Genomic DNA, 18849 nt, shown 5'->3' on the forward strand with positions numbered 1-18849 from the left:
GACGACGACATGAAGAGCTTACGGAGAACCGCTGCCATCGCCCTACTGGGCTTCGCGGTCGCGCTGGGTATCGCCGAGCCGCCGGCCGGGGCCGAACCGTCCGCATCACCCCCACTCGCCGCCCCCGCGGCGGCAGCGGCACCCGCTGCCGCTGCCGCCGAGTTCAACGTCCGTGACTACGGCGCGGTCGGCAACGGCTCCACCAACGACACCGCCGCCATCAACAAGGCCATCACGGCCGCCAATACGGCAGGCGGCGGCATCGTCCGCTTCCCCTCGGGGACGTACGAGTCGAAGAACACGATCAGGATGAAGAGCAATGTCACCCTGCAGTTGGACGCCGGGTCGACGATCAGCGGCAACGCCGCGGACACCTATGACCCGCCCGAGTCGAACCAGTGGGACGACTACCAGGACTACGGTCACAGTCACTTCCACAACGCCATGATCTACGGCGACAACCTCACCAACATCGGCTTCACCGGCTCCGGCGTCATCGACGGCGACGGCGCGCTGATCACCGGCAACCCGAAGTCGGGCGAGGCCGACAAGATCATCTCGCTGACCCGCTGCAAGAACCTCACCCTCAGCGGGATCACCCTGCGCGAGGGCGGCCACTTCGCGGCGCTCCTCAACAACTGCGACAACGTCGTCTCCGACCGCCTCACCATCGACACGGCGATGGACCGCGACGGCTGGAACATCATCTCCACCACCAACGTCAGGATCACAGGCGCCCATCTCGAGGCCAACGACGACGCGCTCGCCTTCAAGAGCGACTTCGCGCTCGGCGCCAAGCTCAACAACGGGCATGTCACCGTCACGGACTCCTATCTCTCCGCCGGCTGCTGCAACGCGCTGATGTTCGGCTCCGAGACCTGCGGCGACTTCACCGACTACACCTTCGAGCGGATCACCATCAAGGGCTCCGACAAGTCCGGCCTCGGCCTGGTCTCCATGGACGGCGCGAAGATCTCCGACGTCCACTACAAGGACATCACCATGACCGATGTCCGCTCGCCGATCATGCAGAAGGTCGGTACGAGAAAGCGGTGCGGGAACAACCCCGGCGTCGGTTCCATCAGCAACATCACGTACACCAACATCAAGGCGACCGGCACCACACCGTCCTTCTCGCCGACCCTGTGGGGCGAGTCCGGCAGCGGCCGTATCCACGACATCACCTTCAACAACGTCGACATCACCGTGCCCGGCGGCAACGGCACCATGCCCACCAACCCGCCGAGCAACGACCCGAAGGACTACAACCCCAAGGCCATCGGTACCCGCCCCGCCTACGGCTGGTACATCCGTAACGCCGACAACATCCGTTTCACCGACAGCGAGGTGCGGTTCGCCTCCAACGACGGCAGGCCCGCCGTCATCGCCAACAACAGCACCGGCATCCGCTTCGACCGCTTCACCGCCCAGCGCGGCAGCAGCAGCCCATCCGACCTGCTGTTCCAGACGGTCAACGGCTATTGCGTCGCCAACAGCACCAACACCGGCGGCGGCGCGCTGCGAGTCAGCCAGACCGGCTCCAGCCAGAACTGCGACGGCGGCGGCCCCGCGCCCACCGCCCGCAACGAGGCCGAGAACGCCACATACTCCGCGGGATCGACCGTCGACTCCGACCACGCCGGCTTCAGCGGCACGGGCTTCGTCAACACCCCCAACGCGGCAGGCGCATACGTGGAGTGGACGGTGAACGCCACCGCCGCAGGCAGCGCCGAACTCGCCCTCGCCTACGCCAACGGCACCACCATCGCCCGTCCGATGGACATCGCCGTCAACGGCGTCACCGTCGCGGCCGCATCGCCCTTCGGAGGCACGGGCGCCTGGACCACCTGGCGCACCCTCACCCTGCCCGTCGCGCTCAAGGCGGGTGCCAACACCGTCCGCGCCACCGCCACCAGCGCCAACGGCGCACCCAACATCGACTATCTGGACGGCCCCGCATGACCAGACGCCTCTGGGCGCGTCTGGCGCTGGTGGGCGCGCTGCTGCTCGGCGCGCTCACCCTGCCGGGACCCGCCCGCGCCGATCTGCAGCACCCGCGCCAGGACTTCCTGCGCTCCTCCGTCGGCGGTCTCTTCCTGCACTGGGGCCAGCGGACCGCCCCCTCGCACAACAGCTGCAGCGAGTGGGAGGCCGATGTCACGGGTGGCGGCTGGACCCCCGACTACTGGGTCCAGGAAGCGCAGAAGCTGCACACCCAGTACCTGGTGCTCGCCACCTTCCACAGCCGCCTCGGCTACGCCCGCCCCTGGCCGTCCAAGATCCCCGGCAGCTGCAGCACGAAGCGCGACTTCCTCGGTGAGCTGATCACCGCAGCCAAGGCCAAGGGCCTCAAGACGATCCTCTACATGACCGACGACCCCCAGTGGCACGCCGAGGGCGGCCACGAGTGGCTCGACTCGGCGGCGTACTCGAAGTACAAGGGCCGCACGGTCGATCTCACCGGCCGCGAGGGCTTCGGGGAGTTCAGTTACGACAACTTCTTCGAGGTCATGGACCGCTATCCGGACCTCGGCGGCTTCTGGATCGACAACGACAACGCGTACTGGGAGAGCCACAACCTCTACGCGCAGGTGTACCAGAAGCGCCCCCACTACACGATCAGCAACAACAACGAAGACACGCCGATCATGGACATGATCAGCAATGAGCAGAAGACCGGGATGAGCCCGTCCTACGACTACCCGCAGGCGGTCTACACGGCCCAGCCCCGCCTCACGGAGGCCGACTTCAAGCTCCCCTCCACGGGGTCCTGGTGGTACACCGGCTCCGATCCCGCGGTCGACCGCAAGCTCACCCTCGGCCGGCTCATCACCAACGCCGGATCGTCGGTGAAGGCGCTGATGGCCGAGACCGCCATGGTCAACGGCAAACTCCCGGGCAACCAGGTCGCGTTCAACAACTTCGCCAAGGGCTATCTCGATGCCATCGGCGAATCGCTGCACGGCACCGAGGGCGGCGGCTATATGTACGGCGGCCTCGCTCCCGGGTTCTGGAACGACGGCGCGCACGGTGTCACCACCGTCAGCAGGACCGACCCCGACAAGCACTACATCCATGTGCTGACCCCGCCGTCCACTTCGACCCTGCGGCTGCGGGACAACGGCTACCGGGTGACCGGGGTGACCAACCTCCGTACCGGCACGCCCGTCGCGTACAGCCAGAGCGGCGGCACGCTCAGCCTCAGCGGGCTCGGCGGCTGGGACATGTACGACACCGTCTACAAGGTCACCACCGGCGGCCGCGAAGGGATCATTCCCGCCTCCTCGTACACGATGAGCGCCGGCGCGTCGGCGAGCGGGCACGGCGCCGCAGCCGCGGCGGACGGCGACTACCGCACCTACTGGGACAGCAACAAGACCACACCGGTGTCGCTGAACTTTGACCTCGGCTCGGCCGAGCGGGTGCAGTACCTCGGCGTCAACCAGCGTGAGGACTCGGTGAGTTACGCACGTTCCGGTACCGAACAGTCCGCGCGGATCAGGGACTACCGGGTGTACGTGAGCAGCGACGGCACCAACTGGGGGAGCCCGGTGAAGACCGGCACCCTGCCCAGCCGGCGCGGCGTCGCCGTCATCGACCTCCCCGCGACAACCACCCGTCATGTCCGGATCGAAGTCGTCAACACCCATGCGGCATCGAGCGATTCGACCCGTTACAAGCGGCTGCGGATCGACGAGGCGTGGATCGGCAGCGCGTACGCGGCCGGCGGGAGTACGACTCCGACGCCGAACCGCTACGAGGCCGAGAACGCCGTCTACTCGGCGGGCTCGACGGTCGACTCGGACCACACCGGCTACACCGGAACCGGCTTCGTCAACACACCGAACGCGGTCGGCGCCTCCGTGGAGTGGACGGTCGAATCGGCGACCGCCCGCACCGCCTCGATCGCGATCCGCTACGCCAACGGCTCCACGGCGGGCCGCCCGCTGGACATCGCCGTCAACGGCGCGGTCGTCTCCACGAACCGGGCCTTCAACGGCACCGGCGCCTGGACCACCTGGGCCGACTCGACCCTCACCGTCCCGCTCACCACCGGAGCCAACTCCGTACGCGTCACCGCCACCACCGCGAACGGCGCACCCAACCTCGACCACCTCGATGTGGAGGCGCCATGAGATCGCCGAGATCGCTGAGAGCAGTGCTGGTCGCGGCGCTCGCGCTACCGCTCGCCGCCGGACTGACGGCAGCCCCGCCACCGGCCGCCGCCTCGGACAACGGACTGTCCGTCCGTCCCGCCATGGGCTGGTCCAGCTGGAGCTTCGTACGCCGCCAGCCCACCGAGGCCAAGCTGAAGGCCCAGGCCGACGCCCTGGTCAGCAGTGGTCTCAAGGACCACGGCTACGTCTACATCAACCTCGACGACTTCTACCAGAAGTGTGACTCCAACGGCTTTGTCGTCGACCAGTACGGGCGCTGGGCCGTCGACGAGGCGAAGTTCCCGTCCGGCATCAAGGCACTGGCGGACCACATCCACTCCAAGGGGCTGAAGTTCGGCTTCTACGTCACTCCCGGCATCGCCAAGAACGCCGTCACCAGGAACACCCCCGTCGAAGGGACCGCGTACCACGCCAAGGACATCGCAGACACGACCAAGCAGGAGAAGAACTACAACTGCAAAAACATGTACTACATCGACTACAGCAAGCCGGGCTCCCAGGAGTTCGTGAACTCCTGGGCCCGCCAGTTCGCTTCCTGGGGAGTCGACTACCTCAAGATCGACGGCGTCGGCAGCCATGACATCCCCGACGTCCGCGCCTGGGACAAGGCACTGCGCGCCTCCGGCCGTCCCATCAACTACGCCCTCTCCAACAACCTCGCCATCGCTGACGCCCCCACCTGGCGACAGCTCGCCAACAGCTGGCGCACCCAGGGCGATGTCGAGTGCTACTGCGGTCCAGGCCCCAACGGCAGCGGCTTCCCGCTCACCGACTGGAACCATGTGACCTCCCGCTTCACCTCGGCGGCGAACTGGCAGCAGTACGCGGGACCCGGCGGCTGGAACGACCTGGACTCGCTGGAGATCGGCAACGGCGACCAGGTCGGCCTCAACGCCGACCAGCGGCGCTCCCACATGACGCTGTGGGCGATGGCCGCGTCCCCGCTGCTGCTCGGCACCGACCTCACCGCACTCAACGCCACCGACAAGGCGATGCTGACGAACGACCGGCTGATCGCGGTCAACCAGGACGGTATCGCCGCCAAACGGATCGTCAACTCCAGTCCCAAGCAGGTCTGGAGCAAGCGCGAGTCCAATGGCGACTACATCGTCGCGCTCTTCAACACCGGCACCTCAGGCAACCAGACCGTCAGCGTGAACTGGTCCCAGGTCGGCTTCTCCGGCGCCGCGGCCGTGACCGACCTCTGGTCCGGCCAGAGCGGCGGCACGGTCAGCGGCTCCTACAGCGTCACGCTGCGGCCGGGGGAGACCCGGCTGATCCGGGCCACCCCGCAGTCGGGCACCACCGTGCGCCACGAGGCCGAGAACGCTTCGTACAGCGCGGGATCGACCGTCGACACCGACCACGGCGGCTTCAGCGGCACGGGCTTCGTCAACACGCCCAACGCCGCGGGCGCGTATGTGGAGTGGACTGTCGAATCGGCGACCGCCCGGGATGCCGCACTGAGCATCCGCTACGCCAACGGCACCACCGCGGGACGCCCCATGGACGTGTCCGTCAATGGCGCGGTCGTCTCCGCGAACCGGGCCTTCAACGGCACGGGCGCCTGGACCACCTGGGCCGATTCCACCCTGAACGTCCCGCTCAAGGCAGGTTCCAACACCGTACGCGTCACCGCCACCACAGCGAACGGCGCACCCAACCTCGACTACCTCGACAGGGGATAACAGACGTGCGACCCGCCACCTCAACGCTCCGTAAGTCCGCGATCGGCGCGGCGGCCCTCGGGCTGCTGGGCTCACTGGCTCTGACGGCTTTCCCTGCCGCCGGCGCGGTCCCGGAGGCCCCGCAGGCTGTGGCTCCCGCGGCCTCGGGCGCGATGGCCGCAGCACCGTACGAATATCTCGGCTGGGGCAGCCCCCAGAAGCCGACCGACGTCATGGCGGCGACCGGCGTGAAGTGGTTCACGCTCGCCTTCATCCTCTCCGACGGCGGCTGCAACCCGAAGTGGGACGGCAGCCGCGCGCTCAAGGGCGGCTCCGACGAGAACGCCATCAAGTCCATACGGGCGGCGGGCGGCGACATCGTCGTCTCCGTCGGCGGTTGGAGCGGCGCGAAGCTCGGCGAGAAGTGCTCCAGCGCCACCGCGCTCGCCGGGGCGTACCAGAAAGTGATCGACGCGTACAAGCTCAAGGCAATCGACATCGACATCGAGAACACCGAGTTCGGCAACGCGACGGTGCGTCAGCGGGTCGTCGACGCGCTGAAGATCGTCGAGCAGAAGAACCCCGGCATCGTCACCTACATCACCATGGGCACCACCCCGAGCGGCCCGGACGCCACCGGCAAGGACCTGATCAAGCGCGGCGCCAAGGCGGGACTGGCCGCCGACGCCTGGGTGATCATGCCCTTCGACTTCGGCGGACACAGCGGCAGCATGGGCCAGGCCTCGGTCAGCGCCCTCGAAGGCCTCAAGGGTGCGGTCAAGAGCGCGTACGCATACAGCGACTCCGTCGCCTACCAGCACATCGGCGTCTCGTCGATGAACGGCAAGACCGACGAGGCCGGAGAGACCGTCACCCAGGGCGACTTCAAAACGATCCTCGCCTACGCCCAGCAGCACCACATCGCGCGCTACGCCTTCTGGTCGGTCAACCGCGACCGCAGCTGCGGCTCCGGCGGCGACGCGGACGCCTGCAGCGGCGTGTCCCAGTCCCCCTACGCCTACACCAAGATCGTCGCGCAGTACGCGGGCTGACACCCCACCCCCCACACCCCCCACGGAGGAACACATGCGACGCAGGAACTCAGTCGGCACGGCGGCTGTGGCGGGCGCGGCAGCGCTCGTCGCAGGGCTCGTACAGTCGGCGAACGCCGGCGAACCGGCGGCCGCCGGAGCGAAGGGCGCCCCGACCGGCATCACCACCATCTCCACAGGCTGGACGATCCCGTGGGGCACCTCCTGGATGCCCGACGGCTCCACGGCCCTGGTCACCGAGCGCAACTCGTTCAAGGTCTTCAAGGTGACACCCGCCGGTGCCAGGACGCAGGTCGGAGCCGTCCCCAACTCCCAGACCACGGGCGGCGAAGGCGGACTGATGGGCGTCGCCGTGGATCCGGACTGGGCGTCGAACCACTACGTGTACTTCATGCACACCTCGTCCGACGGCAACCGCATCGCCCGCATGACGTACGACGGTTCCACGCTCAAGGACTACAAGGCCCTGCTCCAAGGGATCAAGAAGAACAAGTACCACAACGGCGGACGGCTGGCCTTCGGCCCCGACGGCTGTCTGTACGCCACGACGGGCGACGCCCAGACCGGCTCCAACGCCCAGGACAAGAACTCCCTCAACGGCAAGATCCTGCGGATGACGAAGGACGGCAAGCCCGCGCCGGGCAACCCGTTCAACAACCGTGTCTTCAGCATGGGCCACCGCAACCCGCAGGGCATCGCCTTCGACCCGCAGGGCCGGCTGTGGGAGGCCGAGCTCGGCCAGAGCTCCAAGGACGAGCTCAACCTCATCAAGGCGGGCATGAACTACGGCTGGCCGACCTGTGAGGGCAACTGCTCCGTCTCCGGGATGACCAACCCGAAGAAGACCTGGAGCGTCTCCGAGGCCTCGCCCAGCGGCGTCGCGATCGTCGACGGCGCGGTGTACATGGCGGCGCTGAAGGGCGAGCGGCTCTGGCAGATCCCGATCAACGCGGGCAACGAGAACGTCGGCACGGCGAAGGCGTTCTACGTCGGCACATACGGGCGGCTGCGCGCGGTCACCAAGGTGCCCGGGGCGAACCAGCTCTGGCTCTCGACGACGAACGCGGACGGGAACGGGGGTGAGCCGGCCGGCTCCGACAAGATCTTCCGGGTGACGATCGGCTGACCGGTCTCGGTGACGGTCGTCGTCAAGACCGCTGCCCGGCGCGGGGCGCACACTCCGCGCCGGGCAGCGCGAGAGGTCCAAAGAGATCACGTCAGTGGTAGAGCGCGTCCACCTCGACCGCGTAGGCCGCCTCGATCGCCTTCCGCTTGAGCTTGAGCGAAGGGGTGAGCAGCCCGTGCTCCTCGCTGAAGGGATGCGCCAGGATCCGGAACGTACGGATCGACTCGGCCTTCGACACCAGGGTGTTGGCGGCCACCACCGCCCGCCGGACCTCCGTCTCCAGCTCCGGGTTGCGCACCAGCTCGGCCGCCGGGAGCGGCGGCTTGCCCTGCATCGCCAGCCAGTGGTCGACGGCCTCCTGGTCGACGGTGACCAGTGCCGCGATATACGGCCGGTCGTTGCCGACGACGATGCACTGCGCCACGAGCGGATGGTTGCGTACCCGCTCCTCCAGGCCCGCGGGCGAGACGCTCTTGCCACCCGAGGTCACCAGGATCTCCTTCTTCCGCCCGGTGATCGTCAGATAGCCGTCCTCGTCGAGCGCTCCGAGGTCCCCGGTGGCCAGCCAGCCGTCGTGCAGAACGGCGTCGGTGGACTTCGGGTCGCCGAGATACCCGGAGAAGACGTGGGCGCCGTGCAGCCACACCTCGCCGTCCTCCGCGATGTGCACCGTGGTGCCGGGGATGGGCTGACCGACCGTGCCGTACCGGGTGCGCTCGGGCGGGTTGGCCGTCGCCGCGGCGGTCGTCTCGGTGAGTCCGTACCCCTCGAAGACAGTGACGCCCGCGCCTTCGAAGAAGAGGCCGAGCCGCCGGTCCATGCCCGAGCCGCCGGACATCGCGTGCCGTACGCGGCCGCCCATCGCGTCGCGGACCTTCCCGTACACGACCTTCTCGAAGAACTGGTGCTGCAGCCGAAGCCCGGCGGAGGGCCCGGGGCCGAGTCCGAAGGCCCGTTGCTCGACGGCTTCCGCGTACTTCACCGCCACTTCGACGGCCTTGGCGAAGGGGCCCGACTTGCCGTCGGCCTCTGCCTTGCGGCGCGCGGCGTTGAAGACCTTCTCGAAGATGTACGGCACGGCCAGGATGAAGGTCGGCCGGAAGGCGGCCAGGTCGGGGATGAGCGCGCTCGCCTGCATCACCGGCTGATGGCCGAGTTTGACCCGGCCGCGTACGGCCGCGACCTCGACCATCCGCCCGAAGACGTGTGAGAGGGGGAGGAAGAGCAGTGTGGAGGCCTCGTCGCCCGGCCGCGAGTGGAAGACGGGCTCCCACCGGTCGATCATGGTGTCGCTCTCGAACATGAAGTTGGCGTGGGTGAGCACACAGCCCTTGGGACGGCCAGTGGTGCCCGAGGTGTAGATGATGGTGGCGATGGAGTCGGGGGTCACCGCCCGCCGGTGCCGGTGCACCACCTCGTCGTCGATGTGCGCGCCCGCCTGGACCAGTTCGGCCACCGCGCCGGCGTTCAGCTGCCAGAGCCGCTTCAGCTGCGGCAGCCGGTCGATCACCGAGCCGATGGTCATGGCGTGGTCCTCGTGCTCCACCATGCAGGCCGTGACCCCGGAGTCGTGCAGCATCCAGAAGACCTGCTCGGCGGAGGAAGTGGGGTAGACCGGCACGGACTGGGCGCCGACCGTCCACAGCGCGAAGTCGAACAGCGTCCACTCGTAGCGCGTAGGGCACATCAGCGCGACGCGGTCCCCGAACCGCACCCCGTGCGCGAGCAGCCCCTTGGCCAGCGCCAGCACCTCGTCACGGAACTGGGCGGAGGTGACGTCCTGCCATTGTCCGGCATCGTCCTTGCGGCCGAGCGCGATCCGGTCAGGGTCGTCCAGGGCATGGTCGAAGACCGCATCCGCCAGTCCGCCGACCTGAGGCGCCGCGGCCATGGGTGGGACAGTGAACTCGCGCAATGGCCTGCTCCTTGTGGCGCTCCGCACAGCGCCGTGACGCTACCCCACGCCGCCGCCGGGCGGGAGGGGCTTGTGGAAGTGTGGACGAATGGCATCACCACAGGTCAGCCATAGATATCCAGCCACAACAAGGAGCGCTCGGGCGCGGTTCTGACCTCAGAGTCAGAATGCCGCGCCCGAATCTCCACCGAATCTGTACGGTGCGCTCACCTGCGCTCTACGGGTACCGGGGTGTTGGTCTGGACCAGTCCCGCCGGAGCGGTGGAGGCCCGCACCCACACCAGCACCGCGAGGCCGGCCAGCAGCCCGGCGATCCCCGCCGTGACCACGGCGGTGTTCAGCCCGGAGGCGAAGGCCGCGCGCAGCACCTCATCCGTCGCCGTACCGTGCAGCGCACCGGCACCACCGCCCGCGAGCGTGTGCGCCGCGTCCGCGGCTCCATCGACGCCGGCGGCATCCAGCGACCGGGTCATCCGGGCGGCGGCGATCGTACCGAAGATCGCGACGCCGAGCGCGAAGCCGAGCTGGCGGAAGGTATTGACCGCGCCGCCCGCCATGCCGGCGTTCCGCTGCGGTACGGAAGCCAGCGCCGCGCCCGCGAGTCCGGGCGAGACCAGGCCCACGCCGACCCCCGACACGGCGAGCCCGGCCGTCAGGGCTGCCCAGCCCGAATCCGCGTCCAGCACGGCCTGCGCCAGCGTGCCGCCGCCGATGAGCAGCAGCCCGCCGCCGATCACCCACCGGTGCGGGGCGCCGTGCAGCAACCGGCCGGACGCCGCGGCCACCACGAACGCCGTGGCGGCGAGCGGCAGCAGCGCGAGACCGGCCCGGACCGGGCTCATGCCGAGCACCGTCTGCAGCCAGATCGAGATGTACGGCATGACGCCGAAGGCGGCCGCGTTGTACGCCAGACCCGCCGCCATCACGGCCATGAACGACGGCCGCCCGAACAGCGACAGATCGATCAGCGGATCGGCGACGCGGCGCTCCACCGCGACGAAGGCGACAAGCGCGACAGCCGCCACGGCAAACGTCGCGCCGGTCCGCGCCGACGCCCAGCCCTCCTCGCCGGCCCGCACCACCGCGTACGTCGTGGCCCCGGCGAACAGCGCGAAGGCCGCCGTACCGGCCCAGTCGACCCGTCGCGCGCCCCGCTCGGAGGGCCGTATCGCGCGGAGCGTCAGCCAGATCGCCGCCACGCTCACCGGCAGATTGATGAAGAAGATCCACCGCCAGCCCAGGCTCTGCGTGAGCACTCCGCCGAGCACGGGCCCGAGCGCGGCGGCCGCCCCGCTGACCGCGCCCCACACCCCGAGGGCCAGGGACCGGTCCCGGCCCTCGTACGCCGCGCTGAGCAGCGACAGGGTGGTGGCGAACATCGCGGCCGCGCCGAGCCCCTGGACGCCGCGCATCGTGATCAGCGCGACCGGTCCCGAGGCCAGCCCGCAGCCCAGCGACGCCGCGGCGAACAGCGCCGTGCCCGCCACATACATCCGGCGTCGACCGATCACATCGGCCGCCGCCCCGGCGCCGAGCAGCAGCGCCGCCAGCACCAGCGCATAGATGTCGATCACCCACTGGAGATCGGTGAGCGAGGCATCCAGCGCGCCCGCCATGTCGGGCAGCGCGACGATCACCACCGTCACATCGAGCAGCAGCATGAATGTCCCCAGACAGACCGCGGTCAACGGTCCCCACTTGTGCATTGATGTCCTCCGTCGGTATCGGTTCGCTACGCGTCGTACGATCAAGGAAGCGCCCCTGATCCGGCAGCCAGCGCGCGTTCGCCGCCGGAATCCGACATGAGGAGTGTGTGCAGCGGTGGAATCGCACCTCCCGGACGTGCTTGACCTGCAGTTGCTGCATGCCCTGGACACCGACGGACGGGCCTCCTTCAGCCGCGTCGCCGCCGTGCTGGGCGTCTCCGACCAGACGGTCGCCCGCCGATTCCGGCGGCTGCGTGCCGAGTTCGGAGTACGTGTCGTCGCCGTCCGCGACGTCGAACGCCTCGGCCAGGAGCAGTGGATGCTGCGGCTGCGCTGCACCCCCGACGCCGCCGACTCCATCGCCCGCGCCCTGGCGCGCCGCCCCGACACCGCCTGGATCGGCCTCACTTCGGGCGGTACGGAGGTGGTCGGCATGACCCGGATGCGTACCCGCGGCGAACACGACGACCTGCTCCTCGGCAAGCTCCCGCGCACCCCGAGCATCGTCGAGATCCGCGCCCACCAGCTGCTGCACGGTTTCTACGGCGGCCCCTCGGGGTGGCTGGGCAAAAGACGCGCGCTCACCCCCGACCAGGTCGACGCCCTGCGCCCGGTGTTCGGCGAGGCGCCGCCCCCGGACGGGGGGACGCGCATCACCGCCGCCGACGAACCGCTGGTCGCCGCGCTCGAAGTCGACGGCCGGGCGAGCTTCGCCGAACTGCAGGCGGCCACCGGTCGCTCGGAGTCCGCCGTACGCCGCAGGCTCGACCAACTCCTGCGCTCGGGCGCGCTCTTCATCGACGTGCAGTTCGACTCGGGCGCCTTCGGCTTCGGCACCAGGGCCCTGCTGTGGATCACCGCGGCCCCTTCGGCGATGGATGCCGTCGGCCGAGCGCTCGCCACCCATCCGGAAGTGGCCTTCGCCGCCGCGACGGCCGGCCACTGCAATCTGGTGGCGGTCATCGTCTGCCGCGACACGGCCTCCGTCTACCGCTACTTGAACGAGGATCTGGGCCGTCTGGAGGGCGTGCAGCATGTGGAGTGCGCGCCGGTGCTGCGAACGGTGAAGCAGCTGCGGTACGAGGAGCGCCGCTGAGCGGCTGCCGCCGAGTTCACCGAAGGATCGTGGCGGGCTTCGTGCTCACGGACCGCCTCGGCGGCCGGTCGGGCGACTCACCGGGCGACTGACCGGGCGCCGCGGTCCGGCCGGACGGTGCAGCCGGTCGCCGGCCGCCAGGATGGTCGATGCCAGGGCGTCCGCGGCCTCCTGGGCGGCATCGTGGCGGTGGCCGTGCAGCAGGACGAAGTCCACATCGCCCAGCTCGGGCAGTCCCGCGCGGGCCGGGACCGGGACCAGGCCGGGCGGGATGAGCCCGCGGGTGTGGGCCATCACGCCGAGCCCGGCCTGCGCCGCCGCGATCAGACCGCTCAGGCTGGTACTCGTACACGCGATGTGCCAGGCGCGGCCGTGGAGTTCCAGGACCTCCAGGGCGCGGGCGCGTGTGATGCCCGGAGGCGGGAAGACGATCAGCGGCACCGGGCGGTCCGGGTCCAGCCGCAGCCGAGGTGCGCCGATCCAGGTCAGGGTGTCCTGCCAGACCAGCTCGCCGTGGGTGTCGCCCGCCCGGCGCTTGGCGAGCACCAGATCGAGCCGGCCCGCCTCCAGTCGCTCGTGCAGGGTGCCCGACAGCTCGACCGTGAGCTCCAGATCGACCTCGGGGTGGTCGCGGCGGAAGGACTCCAGGATCTCGGGGAGCCGGGTCAGTACGAAGTCCTCGGATGCGCCGAAGCGGAGCCGTCCGCGCAGCCGGGTGCCCGCGAAGAACGCGGACGCGCGCTCGTGCGCCTGAAGGATTGTGCGCGCGAAGCCGAGCATCGCCTCGCCGTCCTCGGTGAGCTCCACGCTGTGGGTGTCCCGGCTGAACAGCTGGCGCCCGGTCGCGTCCTCCAGGCGGCGCACATGCTGGCTGACCGTCGACTGGCGCAGGCCGAGACGGTGGGCGGCCTGGGTGAAGCTCAGGGTCTGGGCGACCGCCAGGAAGGTACGGAGCTGGGCCGGGTCGTACATACCTCGAGGCTAGCGCGCTATCGCGATCCGTGATGACAGTCAGTGTGGTGTACGGGATTCCCGATCGCGCGGATCAGGAGCACCATGGAGCGGGCACGCCCTGAACCGGGAGCCACCGGCACACCCTGAACCGGGAGCCACCGGCACGCCCTGAACCGAGAGCACGTGGAGCACATGAGCCGCCGCACGCTGCAGTTGCCGTCCTGGCTGCCGGATCCGTACATCATGGCGCTGCTCGGGACGGTGGTCCTTGCAGCACTGCTTCCGGCGTCGGGGGCGGCGGCCGACGTGGCCGGCGGGGCGTCGACCGGGGCCGTGGCCCTGCTCTTCTTCCTGTACGGCGCGCGGCTGTCGACGCGCGAGGCGCTCGACGGACTCAAGCACTGGCGGCTCCATCTGACGGTGCTGGCCTCGACGTTCCTTCTCTTCCCGCTGCTGGGCCTCGCGGCGAAGGGTCTCGAGCCGCTGGTGCTGACGCCGCAGCTCTACAGCGGCCTGTTGTTCCTGTGCCTGGTGCCGTCGACGATCCAGTCGTCGATCGCCTTCACCTCCATAGCCCGCGGCAATGTGCCGGCGGCGATCTGCGCGGGGTCCTTCTCCAGCCTCGCCGGCATCTTCATGACGCCGCTGCTGGCGGCGCTGCTGCTGGGCGGCAGCGCGGGCGGCTTCTCGGCGGACTCGCTGCTGAAGATCGTGCTGCAGCTGCTGGTGCCGTTCCTCGCGGGGCAGTTGCTGCGGAGGTGGGTCGGCGGCTCCCTGACGCGTCACAAGAAGGCGCTCGGGTACGTCGACCGTGGGGCGATCCTGCTGGTGGTCTACACGGCCTTCAGCGAAGGCATGGTCGCGGGTGTCTGGCACCAGGTGACACCCGTCCGCCTCGGCGCGCTGCTGCTCGTCGAGGCGCTGCTGCTGGCGGCGATGCTGGCGCTGACGTGGTACGGGTCGAAGCGGCTCGGCTTCGGCCGCGAGGACCGGATCGCGATCCAGTTCGCGGGGTCGAAGAAGAGCCTGGCGGCGGGACTGCCGATGGCGAGTGTGCTGTTCGGGGCCCATGCGAGCCTGGCCGTGCTGCCGTTGATGCTGTTCCACCAGATGCAGCTGATGGTCTGCGCGGTGCTGGCGAAGCGGCGGGCGCGGGATGTGCCGGCGGGCGCGGCGGTGGCGGGCGAGGCGCGGGTGGCGCGGCCGGAGAATGCGGGGGCGCGGGGCTGAGAGGGCCCGGGGCGAGGTCCCCGAGCCCGCGACCACCGACGCGAGACCCGGCACCCCGAGCGCCCCCGTCCCGCAGGCTCACGCCGGAACCAGGACCACCTTGCCCAGGTTCCCCCGGGACTCGATCAGCGCATGGGCCTCCGGCGCCCGGTCCAGCGGGAGTTCCGCCGCAACCCTCGTCCGCACGCGGCCCGACGCGTGCAGCTCCCACAACTCGTCCAGCCACACCGCGTACAGATCCGGTCGCGTTCTCGCGATGTGCGCCATCTGGAAGCCGATCACCGATTTCGCGCCGACCAGCAGGTCGTACGCCTGTACCGTCCCGCCGCCCGAACTGTAGGCGACCAGTCGGCCGCCCGGGGCGAGAGCCGCCAGGGCCGGTGCCAGCAACTCCCCGCCGACGCCGTCCAGCACGACGTCCACCGGCTCGCCCCACGACGCGTCCGCGTACGTCACCACCTCGTCCGCCCCCAGGCCGTACAGGAACTCCGCCTTCTCCGGCGACCCCGACGCCGCGACGACCCGGGCCGCTCCCGACAGTTTCGCGAGCTGGACAGCCAGTTGGCCCACCCCGCTCGCCGCCGCCGTGACCAGTACCGACTCACCCGGCTGTGGCCGCGAAGCCTCGTACGCGCCGCGGGCGACCAGACCGCTGCGGACCAGCGCGACCGCGTCCACCGCCGTGGCGTGGTCCGGGATGCGGGAGGCCATCGACTCGTGGATCACGGCAAGTTCGGCGTATCCGTGCGCGAAACAGAGCCCGGTCACCCGGTCGCCCGGTGCGAAGGCGGTCACGCCCTCGCCGACCGCCTCGACCGTGCCCGCCAGCTCGCCGCCCAGCTGCGCCGGCTCCGCGGCCTCGCGCACCTTGCGTACCGTCGGCAGCGTCACGCCGATCGCCTCGGACCGGATCAGCAGTTCGCCGGGGCCCGCGACCGGCGCCGCGACGTCCTCGGTGAACAGGACTTCGGGGCCGCCGTTGACTTCATAGCGAACGCGACGCATGAGCACCCTCCCAGGGATCGTTGGTGATCCCAACGGTACAAGGGATTCATTGGAGCCACCAACGGTTTCGGCGTACGCTGCCCCCATGGCCGACACCCCGCCCGCACCCGCCCGCCTCCGTGCCCTCCCCAGCTGGCTCCTCGGCCGCGCGGCCACCCGGGGCCGCGGTCTCGTCGCCAAGGCTCTCGCCGACGAGGGCATGAAGATGTGGCACCATGCGGTGCTCTCCGCCGTCGTCGAACTCGGTCCGGTCGCCCAGGCCGAGCTCGGCCGCGTGCTGTCCGTCGACCCCAAGGACATGGTCGGCATCCTCAACGACCTCCAGGAGGACGGGCTGGTCAGCCGCGCCCCCGACCCCGCCGACCGGCGCAAGAACGCCATCACCGCCACCACCGCGGGCCGCCGCAAGCTCCGGCGCTGCGAAACCGTCGCCGACCGCGCCAACGACGAGCTGCTCGCGGCGCTGACGCCTGCCGAACGTGACCAATTCCTCGCGCTGCTGAGGCGGATCGCGGACCCCGCCGCACCCTGCGACTGACAAGATCGCCGAGTGACGACGACGTACGCGATACGCCCTTTCGGCGCCCGCCCTTGCACCCTGGTCGTCTGCCGTGGGTGCTGCTGCGGTGACGCCCGGAAGAACCCCGGCACCGACCACGAGGGCCAGTTGGCCAGGCTGCGGGAGGCGGCCGCGGCCTCCGACGGCCGGCTCGCGGTCCGTACGAGCGACTGTCTCGGCCCCTGCGGTCAGGCAAATGTGATCGTGGTCCAGCCCTCCACGGAGGGCCGTCGCCGAGGAGCTCGCGCGGCCTGGATCGGCTGGGTGCTGGACGACGACTGCACGGACGACATCCTGGCCTGGGTGCGGGCGGGCGGCCCCGGCCTCGCGGAACTCCCGGCCACGCTCGAACTCCAGACGATCCCGGCCCCGGCGGAAGCCCGCCGCCGCGCTCGCACGTCGCGCCGTGCGTAGTGGCTCGACGCGCTTGTGCCGGGTAACCGATGTGCTGCCGCTCAGCAGTCTCGGCGGGGCGGGATGTCACCACCGGCCGCGGGCCCGCCCGGGCTGCAGCATGGAGTCGGGCCCCCGGCCGCTCCCGGCCGCCCGGCGGGGTTGCGTTCGCTGCGGCGGACCGGCAGACGCGGAAGAGGTGCATGTGCATGGGTGCGAAGTCGCACGGCCACGATGAGCCGACCGAGGCCGTCCGTGAGGTGGACCGGGCGGTGCAGCATGCTCTGGACCGGCTGACGCTGCTGACCAACGCCTCAGAGGCGCTGGCCAGCACTCTCGACATCGATGAGGGTCTGCGACGCCTGTGCCGCACGCTGGTGCCGGGCCTCGCGGACTGGTGTGCGGTGGATCTGTTCGACGAGCACGGCGGCCTGCGCCGGCAGGTGATCGAGCACCGTGAGTCGGATCTGCTGTCACCCGGCCTGTACGAGGGTGAGCTGCCACCCGTGTCCGAGAATTCGGCCGCCGCGGTGGCCCGCGCGCTGCGGGGCGCCGGACCACTACTCGTCACGACTTTCACCGCACCCGCCAACGCGGCCGATCCACTGCACGCCAGGGAGCTTGAACTATTCCACCACCTGGGCGCCGACACGGTGGTGATCGCGCCGCTACGGGCCCGCCGCCAGGTACTGGGCGCCCTGACCCTGGCACGCACAGCGACAACCGGTGCGCTGGAGGAGGACAGTCTTCCGCTGGCGGAGGACCTGGCACACCGCGTCGCCCTCGCCGTCGAGAACGCACGTCTGCACGCCGAGTTCCAGCACACGGGCGAGCGCATTCAACGTTCCCTGCTGCCCGATCTGCCCACGCGCGGTCCCCTTGAGCTGGCCGCCCGCTACCAGCCCGCCCTGGCCACCTCCCAGGTCGGCGGAGACTGGTACGACTCGTTCGTGCTGCCCGGCGGTGCCATGACCCTCATCATCGGAGACGTCGCGGGCCACGACCTGCAGGCCACCGTGACCATGAGCCATATGCGCAACATGCTGCGCGGCATCGCCAGCGACCGCAAAGAGCCACCGGGCAAGATCCTGGGCCGACTGGACGCGGCCATCAGCATTCTCTATCCCCACCAGACCCTGACCTGCATCTACGCACTGCTCGAGAAGTCTGACGCGCATCAGCCGTGGAGGCTGCAATACGCCGCCGCCGGCCATCCCGCTCCGCTGTTGATCACCGCGAAAGGTGACACGCGATTCCTGACCGACGGCCGCAGCATGCTGCTGGGAGTGGATCCCGCCCAACTACGTCCTGACGCCACCGAGGTCCTGCCGTCGAACTCCACCATCCTGTTCTATACCGACGGCCTCATCGAACGGCGCACCGAAAACCTCGACCGCGGTGCCGCACGGCTGCGCCAGCACGCCGCCGCCCTCGCTCAGGAACCCCTGGGGTCTTTCTGCGACGAGCTGCTCACCGGCCTCGCACAGGCCGGCAGCGACGATGTAGCACTCATTGCCGTCCGCATTCCTGCGGTCCACGCCGGCGCCGGGCCGGCTTCCGCCACCGCGGAATGAGGTCGGCCTGCAGGAGCACCGCCTGACGGCCACGCGCTGCCCGGAACAGGACCCGACCGGACCCGAGCGGCGCGTCCCTGATCTGTCCGGGCACCGCAACGACCTGACGCGGGAGCCCATCCAGTGGGCCGCCGCCCCGCTCAACCAGCCCGGCCTGATCACCAACTGGAGCCATGAGCTGGAGCGCGACAGATGGTGGCATGTCGTCAACGACGGAAAGCACACCACGATGTACGTCGACGGCTGTCAGGTCGCCCGCAACCCCGCCACCCGCACCACAGGAATCGCCGCACTCGGCCTGCCCTGGCTGCTGGGCGCCTATGAGTACGGCGGCACCCTCGACCAGCTGATGCACGGTTGGCTCGGGACATCCGGATCGTCGAACGCGCCCTGC

Annotated in this window: 14 protein-coding genes and 1 pseudogene; 11 read left to right on the forward strand and 4 right to left on the reverse strand. The window is 69.9% G+C overall.

Annotated elements, in window-relative coordinates; translation table 11 throughout:
- Positions 1-9: 9 nt before the first annotated feature.
- From ACFWDI_RS30910 to ACFWDI_RS30930, 5 genes are read left to right on the forward strand one after another with little or no spacing between them, the layout of a single operon-like run.
- A complete protein-coding gene (locus ACFWDI_RS30910; protein WP_385309034.1) occupies positions 10-1962 on the forward strand; it encodes a glycosyl hydrolase family 28 protein in 1953 nt (650 codons plus the stop codon).
- The gene (locus tag ACFWDI_RS30915) at positions 1959-4136 is read left to right on the forward strand and encodes a discoidin domain-containing protein (RefSeq protein WP_385309036.1); all 2178 of its coding nucleotides are present in this window, start codon (positions 1959-1961) and stop codon (positions 4134-4136) included. Before ACFWDI_RS30910 ends, ACFWDI_RS30915 begins: the two co-directional genes overlap by 4 nt.
- The gene (locus ACFWDI_RS30920; RefSeq protein WP_385309038.1) at positions 4133-5866 is read left to right on the forward strand and encodes a carbohydrate-binding protein; all 1734 of its coding nucleotides are present in this window, start codon (positions 4133-4135) and stop codon (positions 5864-5866) included. Before ACFWDI_RS30915 ends, ACFWDI_RS30920 begins: the two co-directional genes overlap by 4 nt.
- 5 nt (positions 5867-5871) lie before the next feature.
- Positions 5872-6897, forward strand: coding sequence for a chitinase (locus tag ACFWDI_RS30925; protein WP_385309039.1), 1026 nt, complete (start codon positions 5872-5874; stop codon positions 6895-6897).
- 34 nt (positions 6898-6931) lie between these two features.
- On the forward strand, positions 6932-8023 hold the full coding sequence (locus ACFWDI_RS30930; protein WP_385309041.1) for a PQQ-dependent sugar dehydrogenase: 1092 nt from the start codon (positions 6932-6934) through the stop codon (positions 8021-8023).
- A gap of 91 nt (positions 8024-8114) precedes the next feature.
- Here ACFWDI_RS30930 and ACFWDI_RS30935 read toward each other — a convergent pair whose 3' ends face one another.
- Positions 8115-9914, reverse strand: a complete 1800-nt coding sequence (locus ACFWDI_RS30935) for an AMP-dependent synthetase/ligase (protein WP_385309043.1) — start codon at positions 9912-9914, stop codon at positions 8115-8117.
- Positions 9915-10144: 230 nt separating this feature from the next.
- Positions 10145-11644, reverse strand: coding sequence for an MFS transporter (locus tag ACFWDI_RS30940; RefSeq protein WP_385309045.1), 1500 nt, complete (start codon positions 11642-11644; stop codon positions 10145-10147).
- Positions 11645-11759: 115 nt separating this feature from the next.
- On the opposite strand from ACFWDI_RS30940, the gene ACFWDI_RS30945 reads away from it, so the two are divergent.
- The gene (locus ACFWDI_RS30945; protein ID WP_385309047.1) at positions 11760-12740 is read left to right on the forward strand and encodes an Lrp/AsnC family transcriptional regulator; all 981 of its coding nucleotides are present in this window, start codon (positions 11760-11762) and stop codon (positions 12738-12740) included.
- A 45-nt stretch (positions 12741-12785) separates the two neighbouring features.
- Here the strand turns inward: ACFWDI_RS30945 and ACFWDI_RS30950 are convergent, their stop codons facing one another.
- Positions 12786-13712: a LysR substrate-binding domain-containing protein gene (locus tag ACFWDI_RS30950; RefSeq protein ID WP_385309049.1), complete on the reverse strand. Its 927-nt coding sequence runs from the start codon at positions 13710-13712 to the stop codon at positions 12786-12788.
- A gap of 174 nt (positions 13713-13886) precedes the next feature.
- Between ACFWDI_RS30950 and ACFWDI_RS30955 the strand changes: the two genes are divergently transcribed.
- Positions 13887-14924, forward strand: a complete 1038-nt coding sequence (locus tag ACFWDI_RS30955) for a bile acid:sodium symporter family protein (protein WP_385309050.1) — start codon at positions 13887-13889, stop codon at positions 14922-14924.
- A gap of 78 nt (positions 14925-15002) precedes the next feature.
- On the opposite strand, the gene ACFWDI_RS30960 is transcribed toward ACFWDI_RS30955, so the two are convergent.
- Positions 15003-15929 carry a zinc-binding alcohol dehydrogenase family protein gene (locus ACFWDI_RS30960; protein ID WP_385309052.1) on the reverse strand — a complete coding sequence of 309 codons (927 nt, stop codon included), beginning with the start codon at positions 15927-15929 and terminating at the stop codon, positions 15003-15005.
- Between the two features lie 85 nt (positions 15930-16014).
- Between ACFWDI_RS30960 and ACFWDI_RS30965 the strand changes: the two genes are divergently transcribed.
- The 4 genes and pseudogenes from ACFWDI_RS30965 to ACFWDI_RS30980 form a co-directional block, all read left to right on the forward strand.
- Entirely contained in the window at positions 16015-16467 is a 453-nt protein-coding gene (locus ACFWDI_RS30965) for a MarR family winged helix-turn-helix transcriptional regulator (protein WP_385309053.1), read from the forward strand.
- A 12-nt stretch (positions 16468-16479) separates the two neighbouring features.
- Positions 16480-16902: a (2Fe-2S) ferredoxin domain-containing protein gene (locus ACFWDI_RS30970; RefSeq protein WP_385309055.1), complete on the forward strand. Its 423-nt coding sequence runs from the start codon at positions 16480-16482 to the stop codon at positions 16900-16902.
- A 188-nt stretch (positions 16903-17090) separates the two neighbouring features.
- Complete coding sequence (locus tag ACFWDI_RS30975) at positions 17091-18455, forward strand: PP2C family protein-serine/threonine phosphatase (RefSeq protein WP_385309057.1); 1365 nt, start codon at positions 17091-17093, stop codon at positions 18453-18455.
- Between the two features lie 109 nt (positions 18456-18564).
- Positions 18565-18848: pseudogene (locus ACFWDI_RS30980) on the forward strand (Tat pathway signal sequence domain protein); the annotation flags it as partial.
- Position 18849: the final 1 nt, after the last annotated feature.

It is taken from the genome of Streptomyces sp. NPDC060064 (assembly GCF_042736455.1).
Taxonomy (GTDB): domain Bacteria; phylum Actinomycetota; class Actinomycetes; order Streptomycetales; family Streptomycetaceae; genus Streptomyces.

What these genes read in the sequence shown, in the direction of transcription:
- ACFWDI_RS30910 (WP_385309034.1), top strand. Translation starts at nt 10, where the DNA reads ATGAAGAGCTTACGGAGAACCGCTGCCATCGCCCTACTGGGCTTCGCG.
- ACFWDI_RS30915 (WP_385309036.1), top strand. Translation starts at nt 1,959, where the DNA reads ATGACCAGACGCCTCTGGGCGCGTCTGGCGCTGGTGGGCGCGCTGCTG.
- ACFWDI_RS30920 (WP_385309038.1), top strand. Translation starts at nt 4,133, where the DNA reads ATGAGATCGCCGAGATCGCTGAGAGCAGTGCTGGTCGCGGCGCTCGCG.
- ACFWDI_RS30930 (WP_385309041.1), top strand. Translation starts at nt 6,932, where the DNA reads ATGCGACGCAGGAACTCAGTCGGCACGGCGGCTGTGGCGGGCGCGGCA.
- ACFWDI_RS30935 (WP_385309043.1), bottom strand. Translation starts at nt 9,914, where the DNA reads ATGGCCGCGGCGCCTCAGGTCGGCGGACTGGCGGATGCGGTCTTCGAC.
- ACFWDI_RS30940 (WP_385309045.1), bottom strand. Translation starts at nt 11,644, where the DNA reads ATGCACAAGTGGGGACCGTTGACCGCGGTCTGTCTGGGGACATTCATG.
- ACFWDI_RS30950 (WP_385309049.1), bottom strand. Translation starts at nt 13,712, where the DNA reads ATGTACGACCCGGCCCAGCTCCGTACCTTCCTGGCGGTCGCCCAGACC.
- ACFWDI_RS30955 (WP_385309050.1), top strand. Translation starts at nt 13,887, where the DNA reads ATGAGCCGCCGCACGCTGCAGTTGCCGTCCTGGCTGCCGGATCCGTAC.
- ACFWDI_RS30960 (WP_385309052.1), bottom strand. Translation starts at nt 15,929, where the DNA reads ATGCGTCGCGTTCGCTATGAAGTCAACGGCGGCCCCGAAGTCCTGTTC.
- ACFWDI_RS30965 (WP_385309053.1), top strand. Translation starts at nt 16,015, where the DNA reads ATGGCCGACACCCCGCCCGCACCCGCCCGCCTCCGTGCCCTCCCCAGC.
- ACFWDI_RS30975 (WP_385309057.1), top strand. Translation starts at nt 17,091, where the DNA reads ATGGGTGCGAAGTCGCACGGCCACGATGAGCCGACCGAGGCCGTCCGT.